14 protein-coding genes are annotated in these 16,580 nt (G+C 69.8%); 9 read left to right on the top strand and 5 right to left on the bottom strand.

Annotated features, from left to right (window positions below):
• Nucleotides 1-23 precede the first annotated feature (23 nt).
• From nirB to EAO79_RS11875, 6 genes are all read left to right on the top strand, one after another.
• Complete coding sequence (nirB, locus tag EAO79_RS11900) at nt 24-2,627, top strand: nitrite reductase large subunit NirB (protein WP_371413641.1); 2,604 nt, start codon at nt 24-26, stop codon at nt 2,625-2,627.
• The gene (gene cobA, locus EAO79_RS11895) at nt 2,628-3,407 is read left to right on the top strand and encodes a uroporphyrinogen-III C-methyltransferase (RefSeq protein WP_121290213.1); all 780 of its coding nucleotides are present in this window, start codon (nt 2,628-2,630) and stop codon (nt 3,405-3,407) included.
• Nucleotides 3,404-4,567: a uroporphyrinogen-III synthase gene (locus tag EAO79_RS11890; RefSeq protein WP_079705653.1), complete on the top strand. Its 1,164-nt coding sequence runs from the start codon at nt 3,404-3,406 to the stop codon at nt 4,565-4,567. The genes cobA and EAO79_RS11890 overlap by 4 nt, the downstream gene beginning before the upstream one ends.
• Before the next feature lie 177 nt (nt 4,568-4,744).
• Nucleotides 4,745-6,163: an MFS transporter gene (locus EAO79_RS11885; RefSeq protein ID WP_124769098.1), complete on the top strand. Its 1,419-nt coding sequence runs from the start codon at nt 4,745-4,747 to the stop codon at nt 6,161-6,163.
• Nucleotides 6,164-6,200: 37 nt separating this feature from the next.
• Nucleotides 6,201-8,354 (top strand): molybdopterin oxidoreductase family protein, encoded by a 2,154-nt coding sequence (locus tag EAO79_RS11880; RefSeq protein WP_124769097.1) that lies wholly within the window; start codon nt 6,201-6,203, stop codon nt 8,352-8,354.
• Nucleotides 8,351-10,012 (top strand): FAD-dependent oxidoreductase, encoded by a 1,662-nt coding sequence (locus tag EAO79_RS11875; RefSeq protein WP_124769096.1) that lies wholly within the window; start codon nt 8,351-8,353, stop codon nt 10,010-10,012. Before EAO79_RS11880 ends, EAO79_RS11875 begins: the two co-directional genes overlap by 4 nt.
• A 93-nt stretch (nt 10,013-10,105) precedes the next feature.
• Here EAO79_RS11875 and rimM read toward each other — a convergent pair whose 3' ends face one another.
• Genes rimM through rpsP form a run of 3 tightly spaced genes read right to left on the bottom strand, consistent with a single transcriptional unit; the run spans nt 10,106 to nt 11,433 of the window.
• Nucleotides 10,106-10,753 carry a ribosome maturation factor RimM gene (rimM, locus tag EAO79_RS11870; RefSeq protein WP_240043911.1) on the bottom strand — a complete coding sequence of 216 codons (648 nt, stop codon included), beginning with the start codon at nt 10,751-10,753 and terminating at the stop codon, nt 10,106-10,108.
• Nucleotides 10,754-11,005 carry an RNA-binding protein gene (locus EAO79_RS11865; RefSeq protein WP_064296312.1) on the bottom strand — a complete coding sequence of 84 codons (252 nt, stop codon included), beginning with the start codon at nt 11,003-11,005 and terminating at the stop codon, nt 10,754-10,756.
• A gap of 2 nt (nt 11,006-11,007) precedes the next feature.
• Nucleotides 11,008-11,433, bottom strand: coding sequence for a 30S ribosomal protein S16 (rpsP, locus tag EAO79_RS11860; protein WP_064296311.1), 426 nt, complete (start codon nt 11,431-11,433; stop codon nt 11,008-11,010).
• Nucleotides 11,434-11,684: 251 nt separating this feature from the next.
• Here rpsP and EAO79_RS11855 point away from each other — a divergent pair, with 251 nt between their 5' ends.
• Nucleotides 11,685-12,827 carry a glutamate--cysteine ligase gene (locus EAO79_RS11855; RefSeq protein ID WP_124769095.1) on the top strand — a complete coding sequence of 381 codons (1,143 nt, stop codon included), beginning with the start codon at nt 11,685-11,687 and terminating at the stop codon, nt 12,825-12,827.
• Between the two features lie 10 nt (nt 12,828-12,837).
• Here the strand turns inward: EAO79_RS11855 and EAO79_RS11850 are convergent, their stop codons facing one another.
• The gene (locus EAO79_RS11850) at nt 12,838-13,218 is read right to left on the bottom strand and encodes an META domain-containing protein (RefSeq protein WP_124769094.1); all 381 of its coding nucleotides are present in this window, start codon (nt 13,216-13,218) and stop codon (nt 12,838-12,840) included.
• A gap of 16 nt (nt 13,219-13,234) precedes the next feature.
• The gene (ffh, locus tag EAO79_RS11845) at nt 13,235-14,788 is read right to left on the bottom strand and encodes a signal recognition particle protein (protein WP_064296308.1); all 1,554 of its coding nucleotides are present in this window, start codon (nt 14,786-14,788) and stop codon (nt 13,235-13,237) included.
• 103 nt (nt 14,789-14,891) lie between these two features.
• On the opposite strand from ffh, the gene lipB reads away from it, so the two are divergent.
• Both lipB and lipA read left to right on the top strand, forming a co-directional pair.
• Nucleotides 14,892-15,566 (top strand): lipoyl(octanoyl) transferase LipB, encoded by a 675-nt coding sequence (lipB, locus tag EAO79_RS11840; RefSeq protein ID WP_124769093.1) that lies wholly within the window; start codon nt 14,892-14,894, stop codon nt 15,564-15,566.
• Nucleotides 15,563-16,579 carry a lipoyl synthase gene (gene lipA, locus EAO79_RS11835; RefSeq protein WP_064296306.1) on the top strand — a complete coding sequence of 339 codons (1,017 nt, stop codon included), beginning with the start codon at nt 15,563-15,565 and terminating at the stop codon, nt 16,577-16,579. Before lipB ends, lipA begins: the two co-directional genes overlap by 4 nt.
• Nucleotide 16,580 lies beyond the last annotated feature (1 nt).

Raw genomic sequence — 16,580 nt, 5'->3', positions numbered from 1 at the left:
TGGAACACGAGCCGAGGGGGCCCATGATGATCGATCCCACCGCAGGAGATCTGCCGCGTCGCGTCGTCGTGGTCGGCGGCGGCCCGGCCGCACACCGTCTGGTCGATGCCCTGCACAGTCGCGACGCCGGGCGCACCATGCACATCACGGTCGTCTGTGAGGAGCTCCACCGTCCCTACGATCGTGTGGCACTGAGCAAGCGTCTCGACGATGCGGCGATCGACCTCACGCTCGCGCCGACGGGTGTCTGGGACGAGCAGCACGTGTCGCTCCTGCTGGGCGAACGCGCCGAACGGATCGACCGCGAGGCCCGGACGGTGCACACCTCCCTGGGGAGGGTCGTCACATACGACGAGCTGGTCCTGGCGACCGGCTCCTCGGCCCCGGTGCCCGAGATCGACGGTTCGGAACACGCCCTCGTCTACCGGACGATCGACGACGTGGACCTGCTGGTGTCGGAGATCGAGCGCATCGGCTCCCTGCGAGGTCGTCCCGCCCGGGTGATCGTCGCCGGCGGCGGGTTGCTCGGGCTCGAGGCTGCCGGTGGCGCGGCACGGCTCGGTGCCGAGGCGAGCGTCGTGCACTCCGGGTCGTGGCTCATGTCCGCCCAGCTGGACGAGGGAGCCGGTCGAGCCCTCGGGCGCATCATCGGCGGCCAGGGCATCGGTCTGCACCTGGGGACGAGGCCACGGTCGATCCTCGTGGACGAGCAGGGCGGTGTCTCGGGCGTGAAGTTCTCGAGCGGCCAGCAGGTCGACGTCGACATCGTGGTGTTCGCGATCGGCATCCGCGCCAGGGACGAGCTGGCCCGCGATGCCGGGATCGAGCTCGGTGACCGCGGCGGTGTCGTGATCGGGACGGACTGCAGGACGTCTGCGCCGGGTGTCTGGGCCATCGGCGAGGTCGCCTGCTTCGACGGTCGATGCACCGGTCTCGTCGCACCGGCGAACGCGATGGCCGAGGTCGTCGCGGATCGGCTGCTCGGTGGCGAGGCGGAGTTCACGACCGTCGACGACGCCACGAAACTCAAGCTGTCCGGTGTCGACGTCGCGAGTTTCGGCGATGCGCTCGCGCGCACCGAGCACAGTCTCGAGATCGTGTACGCGGACCCGGCACGCGGGCTGTACCAGAAGCTCGTCATGACGGACGACGCAAAGACCCTCCTGGGCGGGGTCTTCGTCGGCGACGCCTCGCCCTACGCCTCGCTGCGCCCGCTCCTCGGCGCCGAGCTGTCGAGTGAGCCGGCCGCCTACCTGTCGGCGTCAGGGATCGAGGCACCGGCCGGGGACGAACTCCCCGACGCAGCGCTCGTCTGCGCATGCAACGCCGTCACCGCGGGGACCGTCCGCGACGCGATCGCGGGCGTGTACGGCGAGGCGCGCACCGAGTTGGGGGCGCTCAAGACCTGCTCCCGCGCCGGTACCCAGTGCGGCTCCTGCGTCCCGCTCGTGAAGAAGATCCTCGAGACGGAGCTGACCAAGTCCGGCATCGCCGTCTCGCGCGCACTCTGCGAACACTTCGAACTGTCCCGGCAGGAGCTCTTCGAGACCATCCGGGTGCTCGGTCTCACCTCCTTCGACGAGATCCTCGCTCGCTACGGCACCGGACGCGGCTGCGACGTGTGCAAGCCGGTGATCGGTTCCATCCTGGCCAGCCAGCAGGGTGGGTACATCCTCGACAGCGGCCGGGGGACGCTGCAGGACACGAACGACCGGGCGCTCGCGAACATGCAGAAGGACGGCACCTACTCCGTGGTCCCGCGGATCCCCGGTGGCGAGATCACACCGCAGAAGCTCGCGGTGATCGCGCAGGTCGCCACCGACTACGGGCTCTACACGAAGATCACGGGCGGTCAACGCATCGACCTGTTCGGCGCCCGCCTCGAACAGCTGCCCGACATCTGGCGCATCCTCGTCGACGCCGGCTTCGAGTCCGGACAGGCGTACGGGAAGTCGCTCCGCAACGTGAAGAGCTGTGTCGGGTCCAGCTGGTGCCGCTTCGGTGTGCAGGACTCCGTGGGCATGGCGGTCCACCTCGAACTCCGGTACCGCGGCCTCCGGGCACCGCACAAGTTCAAGTTCGGGGTGTCGGGGTGCGCGCGCGAGTGCGCTGAAGCACGTGGCAAGGACGTGGGGATCATCGCCACCGAGCAGGGCTGGAACCTGTATGTGGGCGGCAACGGCGGGTTCCAGCCGACCCACGCGCAGCTCCTCGCCGGAGACCTCGACGACGAGACGCTCATCCGGTACATCGACCGGTACCTCATGTACTACATCCGGACGGCGGATCGACTGCAGCGCACCGCCAGGTGGATGGAGGACCTCGACGGCGGACTCGACCACGTGCGGGAGGTCGTCGTCGAGGACTCGCTCGGACTCGCCGCCGAACTCGAACAGGCCATGGCCGCCCATGTGGACGGGTACGAGGACGAGTGGGCGGCGACCCTCGCCGACCCGGAGCGCCTCCGCCGGTTCCGTTCCTTCGTCAACGAGCCGGGCGACGCCGAACCGCGACTCGCGCGGGTCGCGGAGCGAGGCCAGTACCGGCCCGCGACGACGGAGGAGATCGAGCGCGGCGAGGCCGTCTATCTCGCAGGGCCTACCATTCCAGTGAGGGAAGGGGCGTAGATGTCGGGTCCAGGCAGGGTCACGCTCGTCGGCGGCGGACCGGGCGATCCCGCGCTGCTGACCGTCGCTGCCGTCGAGGCCCTCCGCGACGCGGACGTGGTCCTCTACGACCGGCTCGCACCCCACGACACCCTCCCCGAGCTCGCCCCGAACGCGCTCCTCGTCGACGTCGGCAAGCGCCCCGGCCATCACCCGATCGGCCAGGACGGCATCGAGACCGTCATGGTGCAACACGCGCTCGACGGCGCGGCGGTCGTCCGTCTCAAAGGAGGCGACCCGTACGTCTTCGGGCGCGGCAGCGAGGAAGTCCTGGCCTGCCACCGCGCGGGCGTCCCCGTCCGCGTGATCCCGGGCGTCTCGAGTTCCGTCGCCGTGCCCGCGGCGGCAGGCATCCCCCTCACGCACCGGAACCTGAGTCATCTCTTCACCGTGGTCAGCGGTCATGCGCCGCTCTCCGACGAGGAACATCGTCACCTCGCCGGCCTCGGTGGGACGATCGTCGTCCTCATGGGTGTCGGCACGCTGCCCTCCATCTCCCACGGGCTCCTCACCTCGGGGCTCGCCGCCGACACACCCGTCGCGATCATCGAGCGCGGCTACAGCGAGACCCAGCGCACCACCGTGGCCGACCTCGGGACGATCCTCCACGTCGCCGCGGCCGCCGGCGTGCGGTCACCGGCCGTCATCGTGATCGGCCACGTCGTCGCCTTCGCCTTCGACGGTGACGCCGAGGCCTCGGAACTGCTGGCGCGGGCCGAACGTCTGGGGGCATCGGCGTGACCGACACCACCCCGCCGGCCGCTGACGCCGGCCCGGACGTCACGACCCCGGTCCCGGGATTCCGGGCGGACCAGCTCGAGGGCTTCCGGATCGGCGTGACGAGCGACCGTCGATCGCAGGACCTCATCGACGCCTTCGAGCGGCGCGGCGCCACCGTCGTGCACGCACCGACGCTGCGGATCGCACACGCACAGCACGACGAACCGCTCATCGACGACACGCGCGACATCATCGCCGCACGCCCCGACGTCCTGCTCGCCACGACCTCGTACGGCATCCGACGGTGGTTCGAGGTCGCCGACGCCGCTGGACTCGGCGACGAACTCCTCGAGGCGCTCGCCGAGACGGCCATCCTCGTCCGTGGTCCCAAGGCACGCGGTGCCATCCGAGCAGCCGGTCTGAACGACGTGGGCATGAGCGACCGCGAGACCACCGCTTCCCTCGTCGACAAGGTCGTCGCCGACTACCCGGCCGGTCTCCGCGTCGCCGTCCAGCTCCACGGGTACACCGACGAGCGCCAGCTCGAACGGCTCCGTGCCGTCCACCAGGAGGTGCACACGGTCGCCCCCTACCGGTGGACGGACCCCGATGCGACCGACGAGCGCGTGCGGCGACTCGTCGAGGCGATCGTCAGTGGCTCGCTCGACGCGGTCACCTTCACGAGCGCCCCGTCGGTCGTCGCCCTGTTCACGGCCGCGGAGGCACTCGGTCAGGAGGACGCCGTCGTCGACGCCTTCCGTCGCGACGTGCTGTGCGCGGCCGTCGGCCCGGTCACGGCGGCGCCACTGCTCGCCCAGGACATCGAGCCCATCGTCCCCGAGCGGTTCCGCATGGGGGCACTCATCCGGCTGCTGTGCGAGCATCTCGAACAGCACGCGATCCTCCGAGCCGAGACGCTGCACGGCCCGATCGCCATCCGTGGCGCCATCGTGGAGCTGCCCGGCTCGCGGGTCCGGCTCCCCCCGAACTCCCTCGCGCTCCTCCGCGCCCTCGTCCGTGCGAACGGAGCCGTCCTCTCGCGCTCCGCGCTGGCCGACGCGCTGCCCGCAGCCGCGGACCACCACGCGCTCGAAGTACAGATGAGCCGCCTCCGCCAGACGCTCGGCGTCCCCGGACTCATCAACACGATCGTCAAGCGCGGCTACCGCCTCGACGTCTGACGGCGGCCGGTCCGGCTCCTGGACCGCGGGCGGTCATCCGCCTCACCGGGGTGATGAGTGCCTGTGAGCAGGCGGTGATCCAGGTGTTACCTCGCGGGTGGGGCCCCGAAACACGGCGTCGGTAGCTTCGGAGACAGCACACGTCCCGTCCCGCTTCACCGAACGCTCGGAGCAGCCATGACCACGAACCTCGAAGCAGTCGACGCCCCACCGACCACGGCGACACCGACCGTCACCCCGGTCGCACTGACCCACCGCCCCGGTCGTTGGATCGACGGGTGGAACCCCGAGGACAGCGCGTTCTGGGACCGGGAGGGCCGCGGCATCGCCGGGCGGAACCTCCGGTGGTCGATCTTCGCGGAGTTCCTCGGCTTCGTGGTCTGGCAGCTCTGGAGCATCGTCGTCGTCATGCTCCCGACGGCCGGGTTCTCGTTCTCCACGGCCGAGACCTTCTGGCTCATCTCGATGCCGAGCCTCGTCGGTGCGACCCTCAGGTTCCCGTACTCGTTCATGGTCCCGCGCTTCGGCGGGCGGAACTGGACGATCATCTCGGCGGGGCTGCTCCTCATCCCGTCCATCGCGCTCGCGCTGTGTGTGGGCAATCCGGACACCCCGTTCGGCGTCATGCTCGTCGTCGCCGGACTCGCCGGGTTCGGCGGTGGCAACTTCGCCAGCTCCATGTCGAACATCACCTACTTCTACCCGCAGCGGGAGAAGGGCTGGGCGCTCGGGCTGAACGCGGCGGGCGGCAACCTCGGAGCAGCGGTCGCACAGTTCGTCGTCCCCATCGCGGTCACCGTCGGAGCCGCCGCCACCCTCAACCTGAGTCTCGCCGGATGGATCTGGGTCCCCTTCATCCTCCTCGCGATGTTCGGTGCCTACCGCTACATGGACAACCTGTCGTCAGCGAAGGCGGACCTCCGCGGATCCGCCGCCGCGCTGCGGGAACCGCACCTCTGGCTCCTCGCACTCCTGTACATCGGCACCTTCGGCTCGTTCATCGGCTTCGCGAGTGTGTTCCCCAAACTCATCGCGGACCAGTTCCCCGACTTCTCCTCCTTCGCCGTCGGTTCCGCGTCGATCTCGCTCGCGTTCCTCGGAGCCCTGATCGGCTCGCTGGCACGACCCTTCGGTGGGCGTCTCGCCGACCGCTTCGGTGGGGCCGTCGTCACGATGAGTGCGTTCGCCGTCATGGCCCTGGGAGCGCTCGCGGTGCTGTGGACCCTGCCGCTGGCGAACTTCTGGCTGTTCCTCGGCTGCTTCCTGCTCCTGTTCGTCGCCGCCGGTGTCGGGAACGGCTCGACGTACCGCATGATCCCGAGCGTCTTCGCGGCGCGATCCGGCCTGCGCGACGCCCACCACCGCAGCGGCGACGTCGGGACGCAGCGCAAGGCCGCCGCCGCGCTCGGGCTCATCTCCGCGATCGGTGCCTACGGCGGCTTCGTCATCCCACAGATCCTCGGGCTCTCGCACGGCGCGACCGGTAGCTACTCGGCCGCGTTCATCGGCTTCATCGGCGCGTATGTCGTCCTGTTCGCGGTCACCTTCCTCGTCTACTTCCGCAAGAACGCGTCACTCGCCGGCCAACGACTGTGAGCCGTCGCTCCACCCGCTCCTGACCGAAGGACCACGCATGCCTCGTCCCACCGCCCCGGTGACCGACACCCACTGCCCGTACTGCGCGTTGCAGTGCGCGATGTCCCTCACCCGAACGACGGCGGTGGACGGGGTCGCTCCGAGGCTCCCGGTCGACGTCGCCGGGCGGGACTTCCCGACGAACCGGGGCGGCCTCTGCAAGAAGGGGTGGACGTCGGCCGAGCTCCTCGCGCGGGGCGATCGCCTCACGACCCCCTTGGTGCGCGACGCCACCGGTGAGCTGGTCGAGACGAGCTGGGATGCGGCCCTCGACCTCGTCGCATCGACCATCCTCCGCATCCGTGGTGAGCGCGGGGCGGACGCGATCGGAGTCTTCGGAGGCGGTGGCCTCACGAACGAGAAGGCCTACCAGCTGGGCAAGTTCGCCAGGATCGCGATCGGGACGAGCCGGATCGACTACAACGGCCGGTTCTGCATGTCCTCCGCCGCGGCAGCGGGCAACCGTGCGTTCGGGATCGACCGGGGGCTGCCGTTCCCACTGGAGGACCTCGACGGTGCGTCGACCGTCCTCCTCCTCGGATCCAACGTCGCGGAGACGATGCCCCCGTTCATCGGTCATCTCGTCGGTGCTCAGGCCTCCGGTGGCCTCATCGTGGTCGATCCGCGCCGCTCGGCCACCGCGCGACTCACCGAGACCGGTCGTGGACTCCACGTGCAGCCCGCGCCCGGGACGGATCTGGTCCTGCTCCTGGGGCTCACACACATCGTCCTCGCCGAAGGGCTCGCAGACGAGGCCTACCTGGCCGAGCGCACGACCGGGCTGGACGGCCTGCGCCGCAGCGTGAGCGCGTGGTGGCCGGAACGCGTCCAATCCGTGACCGGCGTGCCGGCGCCGGTCCTCCGAGACGTGGCTCGTCGGCTCGCCGCCTCGGACGGCACCTACATCCTCACCGGTCGCGGCGTCGAGCAGCATGTCGACGGCACCGACACGGCCACCGCCGCCATCAACCTCGCACTCGTGCTCGGACTACCGGGCCGGCCGGGATCGGGCTACGGCACGCTCACCGGCCAGGGCAACGGCCAGGGCGGTCGCGAACACGGTCAGAAGTGCGACCAACTGCCCGGGTACCGCAAGATCACCGATCCGGAAGCCCGCCGTCACGTCGCCGAGGTATGGGGTGTACCGGTCGAGTCGATCCCGGGTCCCGGGCTGCCGGCCGTCGCCCTCCTCAACCGCCTCGGTGAACCAGACGGTGTGCACGCCCTCCTGGTCCACGGCTCGAACGTCGTCGTATCCGCTCCGAACGTGCAGACGGTCCGGGACGGACTCGGCCGCCTCGAGCTGCTCGTCGTCTGCGACTTCTTCCTGTCGGAGACCGCCGCGCTCGCAGACATCGTCCTCCCGACGACGCAGTGGGCGGAGGAGGAGGGCACCATGACCTCGCTGGAGGGGCGCGTGATCCGCCGCCGGCGGGCGTTCGATGCTCCGGTCGGCGTCCGCAGCGAGCTCTGGATCATGCACGAACTCGCCCGTCGTCTCGATGCTCCGGGCCGATTCGAGCTGGACCCGTCGATCGTGTTCGACGAGTTGGCGGCCGCATCCGCCGGAGGCCTCGCCGACTACTCGGGACTGAGCCACGCCCTCCTCGACACCGGGCTCGCCGCGTACTGGCCGTTCCCCGTCGGCAGCGGCGGCACGCCCCGGCTGTTCACGGAACGGTTCGCACACGACGACGGTCTCGCCCGCATCATCGCGGTCCGCCCCGCGACGGTCTCGGAGTCACCGGAGACCGGGGAGGAACTCACCCTGACGACCGGACGCCTCCTCGAGCACTACCAGTCGGGCACCCAGACCCGCCGCGTCCCCGAGCTCGACGACGCCCGTCCCGAAGTCTTCGTCCAGGTCCACCCCGCGACGGCGGCACGACTCGGGATCGTCGAGGGCGGACTCGTCGAGGTCTCGAACCGTCGGGGCACGCTGACGGCTCGAGCCAGTGTCGACGGCGACATCCGTCACGACACCGTCTTCCTGCCGTTCCACTACCCGGGCGACGCGTCGGCGAACCTCCTGACGCAGGACGCGGTCGATCCGATCTCGGGGATGCCGGACTTCAAGCGCGCGGCGGTGCGGCTGCGCCCGGCCGCTGGCACACCGCTGCCGGAAGCCACAGCGACCGGAGCCCTCCGATGAGTCCGCGACCAGGTCGCGCACTCCGCATCGTCGTGGTCGGATTCGGCCCGGTCGGTGCGCGATTCGCCGAGGAGGTCGCCCCTGCCGTGCGGAACGGCTCGATCGACGTGACCGTGGTCGGGCAGGAACCGGTCGACGCGTACAACCGGGTGTTGGTCGCCGATCACGCGGTCGGCTCGACCGGACTCGCCGACATGACGCTCGTCAGTGCCGAGGACCTCGCCCTGGACGGTATCCGTGTCCTGCGCGGCACGACCGCGATGCAGATCGATCGCGAGACGCGGACCGTCGAACTCGACACCGGGGAGACGCTCCCCTACGACCGCCTCGTCTTGGCGACGGGTGCGCGCGCGAACGTTCCGACACTCGACGGCGTCGATCGACGGAAGCGGGACCTCCCGGCGCTCGAGAAGTATGGACGGTCGTTGCTGCTGTCCGACCACGACCTCCCCCGCGGCGTCTGCACCCTGCGTGACCTCGCGGACGCCGACACCGTCGCCGGGGTCGTCCGATCCGGCGGCCGGATCGTCGTCCTGGGTGCCGGTGTCCTGGGACTGGAGCTCGCGCTCTCCGCCGCGCGCGCCGGCGCCGACGTGGTCGTCGTCCACCACGGCCCCACCCCGATGCCGCGGAACCTCGACCGCGGCGGCGGCTCCGTGCTCGCCGCGGCGCTGCGGGCAGCAGGCGTGGAGGTCATCGCACACAGCCGCGCCGAGGCGATCGGTCATCGGGACGACCCCGCGGGCGGGAGGCACTTCGATGCGCTGATCACCGCTGACGGGAAACGGATCACCGGCGATCTGCTCGTCCTGTCGTGCGGGGTGAGCGCACGCGCCGATCTGGCGATCCTCGCCGGGGTCCGTGTCGGCTCCGGCGTGCTCGTCGGCGAAGACCTCAGCAGCTGGTCGGACGAACGGATCTTCGCCATCGGCGACTGCGCGCACGTGCTGGCGCCGACACCGGAGCTGCGCAGCGAGCGCATCGTCCCCGGCGGCCCGTCGGGGCTCATCGGCCCAGGATGGCGGCAGGCCGAGTGGCTCGCCGCTCGATTCCTGATCGAGGCCGCGGCCGGCGGACCACCGCTCGAGCTGGGTCCACCACCGGTCGAGCGGGCGAGCACCGTCGCACTCAAGGCCGAGCGGGTCGACGTCGTCGCGGTCGGCGACGTCCAGGCAGAGCCCTGGGACGTCGAGTCGACGACCGCTGACGGGTGCAGCGTGCATCCGGCCGCTCCGCGCAGCGTCTCGGTGTGGGCGGACCCCGACCACGGCCGCTACGTCAAGATGATCACCCGCGCCGGGGTCCTGACCGCCTTCGTCTCCGTCGGTATGCCGCGAACTGCGGCCGAGCTGACGCTCCTGTACGACGGGGGCGGCGAACTGCCGGCGGATCGCTCGGTCCTCCTCCGGCTCGACGGGCCGGACGCGATCGGTGGTGCCTCCGCCGATGCGTTCGCCCCCTCGACGACGGTCTGCACATGCAACGGCGTGACGGTCGGCAGGATCATGGATGCCGCGCAATCGGGCAGTACCACGGTCGCCTGCATTGGCAAGGCAACCCGCGCCGGTACCGGCTGCGGTGGGTGCACCGGCCGGATCGCCGCGGTCCTCGAGCGGGTCGCGGACGGTGATCGTCAGAGCGAGCCAGTGCCGGCGTGATCTGCCGGAGACGACGACGGAGGCGCCGGTTGCACGCAACCGACGCCTCCGTCGTGGGTGTTCCGAGCCGGGAGAACCGACTCGGAACGCGATCTACTGCTCCGGCTGCGACGCTCCGGTGTCGTCCTGAGCCTCGTCGGAGGCCTCGGATTCGACTGGGCCGGCCGTCGTCGTCTCGGGGGCGTCGTCGGCCTCCGGGAGTTCCTCGAACAAACCGGTGGGCGGCGTGACCGTGACGATCCCGGCAGCGATGTCGACCGTGGGGACGATCGCCTTCACGAACGGGACCATGACCTCGCCGTCGCCGGTCTTCACGATCAGGAGGTCCTGAGCCGGGAAGTGGTCGACGCGAGCGACGGTACCGACGGCGACGCCGTCGCGGTGCACGGCCAACCCGACGAGCTGGTGGTCGTACCAGGCGTCGTCGTCGACCGGTAGCTCGGTGGGGTCCTGCTCGACCCAGAGGATCGCCTTCACGAGGGTCTCCGCCTCACTGCGATCGGAGATGCCGACGAAGAAGGCGACCGGCTGGCTGTTGTACCAGCGCAGTTCGATGAGCTCGAGCGTCTTGCCGCGCCACTTCGATCCTGCGGGGACCTGGAGCGTGAACGTCGCGCCCGGGGTGAACCGGTGCTCCGGCTCATCCGTGTAGAGCTCGACCTTCAGGGCGCCCTTCAGGCCATGGGCTTTCGTGAGCCGACCGACCCGCAACTGGGTCTTCGGCTCCGTCTCGTCCGCCACCTACGCGCTGGCGCCGGAGGCGTCCGTGTCGACCACGTCGACTCGGACCCGCCGACCGTCTGCTAGCGCTGCCACGAGGGTGCGCAGGGCTTTGGCCGTCCGGCCGGCACGACCGATGACCCGGCCGAGGTCCTCGGGGTTCACACGAACCTCGAGGACCTCGCCACGGGCGGAGTTCTGTGCCGTGACGCGAACGTCATCCGGGTGATCGACGATCCCCTTGACGAGATGTTCGAGCGCGGGAGCGAGCAAGACTACGCCTGCTCTGCTTCAGCGGCGTCGGCAGCGGGCGCCTCGGCCTCGGCCGGAGCAGCCTTGGCCGCGGGGGCCTCAGCCTTCGGCTTGAGGACGGGCTTCTTCTTCTCGTCGGCGACGAAGGCGGCCTTCGGCTCCTTGACGCGGACGGTGCTCACGGCGTCCTTGTCGCCCTTGAACTTGCCCCAGTCACCGGTGAGCTTGAGGAGTGCTGCGACCTGCTCGGTCGGCTGGGCGCCGACGCTGAGCCAGTACTGCGCACGCTCGGAGTCGACCTCGATGAACGAGGGCTCCTCGGTGGGGTGGTACTTGCCGATCTCCTCGATGACACGACCGTCGCGCTTCGTGCGCGAGTCTGCGACGACGATGCGGTAGTACGGCGCACGGATCTTGCCGAGACGCTTGAGACGGATTTTGACAGCCACGATTCTCCTGAATGATGTGATGTTTGATGTGCTCGCTGCCGAAAGGTGGGGCCACACGCTCGACGCGAAAACTGTGGTTGCTGCGGGCGTCGGATAGAGGGTCGAACTCCGCGCAGACTCAACTCTCTATTCTGCCAGACATCGGGCGATCTGGGTAATCCGGCGACACCGATACCGGATGACCCCTCCACCCCGTGTGAAGATGGGCTGGCGCGTGGCATCCGGCCGCGCCCTGCGGGAGGTCGACGCCAATGCCCATCGAGTTCGCCAGATCCGAGCGTTCGACCGTCGGCCTCGAATGGGAGGTCGCCCTCGTCGACCGCGACACCGGCGATCTCGTCGGCGCAGCGGACACCGTCCTGTCGGAACTTCGCAAGAGCGACGGTTCCGATCATTCGCAGATCACCAACGAGCTGCTGCTCAACACCGTCGAACTCGTCTCGGGTGTGCACCACACGGTCCCCGAGGCGATCGCGGACCTCGAAGGCCAGCTGGCCGAGGTGCGGGCGATCACGGATCCGATGGGCGTCGAACTCATCTGCAGCGGTTCGCACCCGTTCGGCCAGTGGTACGACCAGCAGGTCACCGACAAGCCCCGCTACCACAAGCTCATCGACCGCACCCAGTGGTGGGGTCGCAACATGATGATCTGGGGCGTGCACGCGCACGTCGGCGTCGAGACGGTCGACAAGGTCCTCCCGATCATGAACGGGCTGCTGACCTATCTGCCCCACCTCCAGGCGCTATCGGCGTCCAGCCCCTACTGGGGCGGGGTCGACACCGGGTACGCGTCGAACCGCGCGCTCATGTTCCAGCAGCTCCCGACGGCGGGCCTCCCCTACCAACTCTCGGACTGGGAGCAGTTCGAGGCCTACGTCGACGACATGACGGTGACCGGCATCATCGAGGACCACACCGAGGTCCGCTGGGACGTGCGACCGTCGCCGCAGTGGGGCACGGTGGAGATGCGTGCGTGCGACGGAGCGTCGACCGTCGCGGAGTTCGGGGCCCTCGCCTCGCTCATCCACTGCCTCACCGAGCACCTGTCCGACCGCCTCGACGCCGGAGAGCGCCTACAGACCCTGCAGCCGTGGTACGTCCGCGAGAACAAGTGGCGTGCTGCGCGGTACGGCCTGGACGCCGAGATCATCCTCGACTCCTCGGGCCACGAGCGCCTCGTGACCGACGACCTGCACGACCTGCTCGACACCCTCGCGCCGGTCGCCCGTCGGCTCGGCTGTGCAGAAGAACTGGCGAGCATCGCCACGATCATCGAGCACGGCGCGAGCTACCAGCGGCAGCTCGCCGTCGCCCACGCGAACGGCGGCAGCCTGCAGGCGGTGGTGAGCTCGCTCGCGAAGGAGCTGCGACACGGGGTTCAGCCCTCCGCCTGACGAGGCGGCGTCACTCAGCGCGGTCGAGCGTCCCGATCCGCGTGCCGGCGTCGTCGGTCACGTTCAGGCGGCGGCCGTCGTCCGAGAGTGTCGCCTGTGCGATCCCCCGCAGCCAGGTGTCGACGCCCGGGCACGCCATCAGGGTGCTCGCGACGTCGGAGACGACGACCGCGTCGTCCTCGGCGCGCCAGGAGCCGGAGAGGCTGTTGCAGCCGTCCGAACCACTCACGCGACCGTCGTCGGTGAACACCAGGTGCGGGTCGGCGGCGCCGGTCCCCTCACCCCAGGTGCCCAGGACGCGTTCGCCCGGAGGCGGAGCGGAGCACCCGGCGAGCATGCCCGCGGCCAGGACGACTGCAACGACCGAAGCCGCTGTCCTCAGCGCGCACATACCACCTCCGCTCGACTCAGCGACCCAGGAACTTCTGCAGCTCGGCGAGCTCCGCCTCGGTCGGGGCTGCCGATCCCGACGACGAACCGCCGCCGAGGCCGAATCCAGCGCCCGTAGCGGCGGCCTGCGTCTCGACGGCGCCGGCGTTCTCCGCCGCGCGCTTGGCCGGGTTGCCTGAGCGGGAACCCTTCTTCTTGGCCTGCGGCTTCGGTCGGTTCGTCCGCGCACCGGGGACCGGACCCATCCCGGGGATGTTCGGCACGCCACCCTTGGCGACGGTCTTCATCATCTTGGCCGCCTGCTCGAAGCGGTTGACGAGGGCGTTGACCTCGGTGACGGTCATGCCGGAACCCTTGGCGATGCGCAGGCGCCGGGATCCGTTGAGGATCTTCGGGTTCGTGCGCTCGGCCGTGGTCATCGACTGGATGATGGCCTCGGTGCGGACGATCTCGCGTTCGTCGAAGTTCTGGAGCTGCTCCTTCATCTGCCCCATGCCGGGGAGCATGCCCATCATCTTCTTGATGGAACCCATGCCGCGCAGCTGCTGCATCTGCTTGAGGAAGTCGTCGAGCGTGAAGGAGTCGGTCGCGAACTTCTCCGCGACCTTGCGCGCCTCCTCCTCGTCGAAGTTCTGCTGCGCCTGCTCGATGAGGGTGAGGATGTCACCGAGGTCGAGGATCCGGCTCGCCATGCGGTCGGGGTGGAACGGCTCGAAGTCGTCGAGACCCTCACCGGTCGACGCGAACATGATGGGGCGTCCGGTGACCGAGGCGATCGAGAGTGCCGCACCACCGCGGGCGTCGCCGTCGAGCTTGGAGAGCACCACACCGGTGAAGTCGACGCCGTCGAGGAAGGCCTTGGCCGTCGCGACCGCGTCCTGACCGATCATCGCGTCGATGACGAAGAGGACCTCGTCGGGATCGACCGCCTTGCGGATGTTCGACGCCTGCTTCATGAGCTCGGCGTCGACGCCGAGTCGTCCTGCGGTGTCGACGATGACGGTGTCGTAGAGCTTCTGCTCGGCGAACCGGACGCCGTCGCGGGCGACCTTGACCGGGTCGCCGACCCCGTTGCCGGGCTCGGGAGCGTAGACGGGGACGCCCGCCTGCTCTCCGACGACCTGGAGCTGGTTGACGGCGTTGGGGCGCTGGAGGTCGGACGCGACGAGGAGCGGCGTGTGGCCGTCCTTCTTGAGCCACTTGGCGAGCTTGCCGGCGAGCGTCGTCTTTCCGGCACCCTGGAGTCCGGCGAGCATGATGACGGTCGGCGGCTTCTTCGCGAACTCGAGACGCCGCTGCTGTCCGCCGAGGATCGTGACGAGCTCGTCGTTGACGATCTGGACGACCTGCTGCGCCGGGTTGAGCGCCTTGCTCACCTCGTCGCCGAGGGCGCGCTCGCGCACGCGACCCGTGAAGTCCTTGACGACGTCGAGTGCGACGTCCGCGTCGAGGAGGGCGCGACGGATCTCGCGGACGGTGCCGTCGACATCGGCCGCGGAGAGCTTGCCCTTGGTGCGGAGGTTCTTGAACGTGTCCGCGAGGCGGTCAGAGAGTGTGCCGAACGTTGCCATGATCCCTCCAGTTTAGGGCAGACCGCGACGCGACCCGGTCGATCGCCGCCACGGCTGGAAGATGAGTATTTGGACGGCGTCCAACAATGCTATCGTGGCGGCCATGACACAGCTCCTCATCGCCGGGCTCGCGCCCGCATTCGTCCCGTACCGCGAGGGTTGGGCGCTGCAGCGTCGGGTCCATGAGGCGGTCGTCAGCGGAGCAGGGCCGGAGCACCTCATCCTGTGCGAGCACGAGCCCGTGTACACGGCGGGCAAGCTGACCCGTCCCCACGAGCGTCCCGACGACGGCACACCGGTCGTCGAGGTCGACCGCGGCGGCCGCATCACCTGGCACGGCCCCGGGCAGCTCACCGGCTATCCGATCGTCCGCCTCCCGGAGCCGGTCGACGTCGTCGCACACGTCCGCCTGCTCGAGGAGGTCATGCTGCAGACGATCACCGAGCTCGGCGTCATCGGCCGCCGCATCGACGGACGGTCGGGTGTCTGGGTCGACCCCGTCGCCGGCGGACCGGCCGCGAAGATCGGCGCCGTCGGTGTCCGGGTGCAGGCGGGGGTCACGCTGCACGGCTTCGCGCTCAACTGCGACAACTCCCTCGAGCCCTTCGGCCACATCGTCGCGTGCGGTATCGCCGATGCCGGGGTCACCACGATCAGCGCCGAGCTCGGTCGAGGGATCACGCCGAGCGACGTCGCCGAGCGCGTCTCCGAGATCTTCGAAGCGCTCCGGCCCGGTTGGACGGCCGCGTCCGTGACCACGATCGGAGCGGCCGCGTGAGCGGCTGCGGCGCACCGGCACCCGCTCCCGCGGCGGACACCGGCGGACGGAAGCTCCTGCGGCTCGAGGTCCGGAACGCCCAGACCCCCATCGAGCGGAAGCCCGACTGGATCAAGACCCGCGCGACGATGGGACCCGAGTACCGACAGCTCCAGGCGCTCGTGCAGGAGGAGGGCCTCCACACTGTCTGCCAGGAAGCCGGCTGCCCGAACATCTTCGAGTGCTGGGAGGACCGCGAGGCGACCTTCCTCATCGGCGGGTCGCAGTGCACGAGGCGCTGCGACTTCTGCCAGATCGACACCGGCAAGCCGGCCGACTACGACCGCGACGAGCCGCGACGGGTGGCCGACTCGGTGCAGCGGATGCGGCTGCGCTACGCGACCGTCACCGGTGTGGCGCGCGACGACCTCCCCGACGAGGGGGCGTGGCTGCACGCCGAGACCGTCCGGCGCATCCACGAGACGAACCCGGGGACGGGGGTCGAGATCCTCGCGACCGACTTCTCCGGCAACCCCGACCTCCTCGGCGAGGTGTTCGCCTCCCGACCGGAGGTGTTCGCACACAACGTTGAGACGGTCCCACGCATCTTCAAGCGGATCAGGCCCGCCTTCCGCTACGAGCGCTCCCTCGACGTCCTGACCCAGGCGCGTGCGGCCGGCCTCATCACGAAGTCCAACCTCATCCTCGGGATGGGCGAGGACCGGAGTGAGATCAGTCAGGCGCTCGAGGATCTGCACGAGGCCGGCACCGACATCATCACCGTCACCCAGTACCTCCGGCCGACGCCTCGACACCTCCCGGTCGACCGCTGGGTCAAGCCGCAGGAGTTCCTCGAGATCAAGGAGGAGGCCGAGGAGATCGGGTTCCTCGGTGTGCTCGCGGGACCGCTCGTCAGATCGTCCTATCGCGCCGGACGCCTCTGGGCGCAGTCGATGACCGCGAAGGGCCGCGAGGTCCCCGAGGGACTGCAGCACCTCGCAGACGCCTCACTCGGCTTCGCCCAGGCGGTCTGAG

It is taken from the genome of Plantibacter sp. PA-3-X8 (genome assembly GCF_003856975.1).
GTDB lineage: Bacteria > Actinomycetota > Actinomycetes > Actinomycetales > Microbacteriaceae > Plantibacter > Plantibacter auratus.
The sequence above is the reverse complement of the archived record's forward strand: the minus strand, read 5'-3'. Positions and strand labels throughout refer to the sequence as shown.

Bases quoted from the DNA above. Each gene is read 5' to 3' on its own strand.
- nirB (WP_371413641.1), top strand. From the start codon at position 24: ATGATGATCGATCCCACCGCAGGAGATCTGCCGCGTCGCGTCGTCGTG.
- cobA (WP_121290213.1), top strand. From the start codon at position 2,628: ATGTCGGGTCCAGGCAGGGTCACGCTCGTCGGCGGCGGACCGGGCGAT.
- EAO79_RS11885 (WP_124769098.1), top strand. From the start codon at position 4,745: ATGACCACGAACCTCGAAGCAGTCGACGCCCCACCGACCACGGCGACA.
- EAO79_RS11880 (WP_124769097.1), top strand. From the start codon at position 6,201: ATGCCTCGTCCCACCGCCCCGGTGACCGACACCCACTGCCCGTACTGC.
- EAO79_RS11875 (WP_124769096.1), top strand. From the start codon at position 8,351: ATGAGTCCGCGACCAGGTCGCGCACTCCGCATCGTCGTGGTCGGATTC.
- EAO79_RS11855 (WP_124769095.1), top strand. From the start codon at position 11,685: ATGCCCATCGAGTTCGCCAGATCCGAGCGTTCGACCGTCGGCCTCGAA.
- EAO79_RS11850 (WP_124769094.1), bottom strand. From the start codon at position 13,218: ATGTGCGCGCTGAGGACAGCGGCTTCGGTCGTTGCAGTCGTCCTGGCC.
- ffh (WP_064296308.1), bottom strand. From the start codon at position 14,788: ATGGCAACGTTCGGCACACTCTCTGACCGCCTCGCGGACACGTTCAAG.
- lipB (WP_124769093.1), top strand. From the start codon at position 14,892: ATGACACAGCTCCTCATCGCCGGGCTCGCGCCCGCATTCGTCCCGTAC.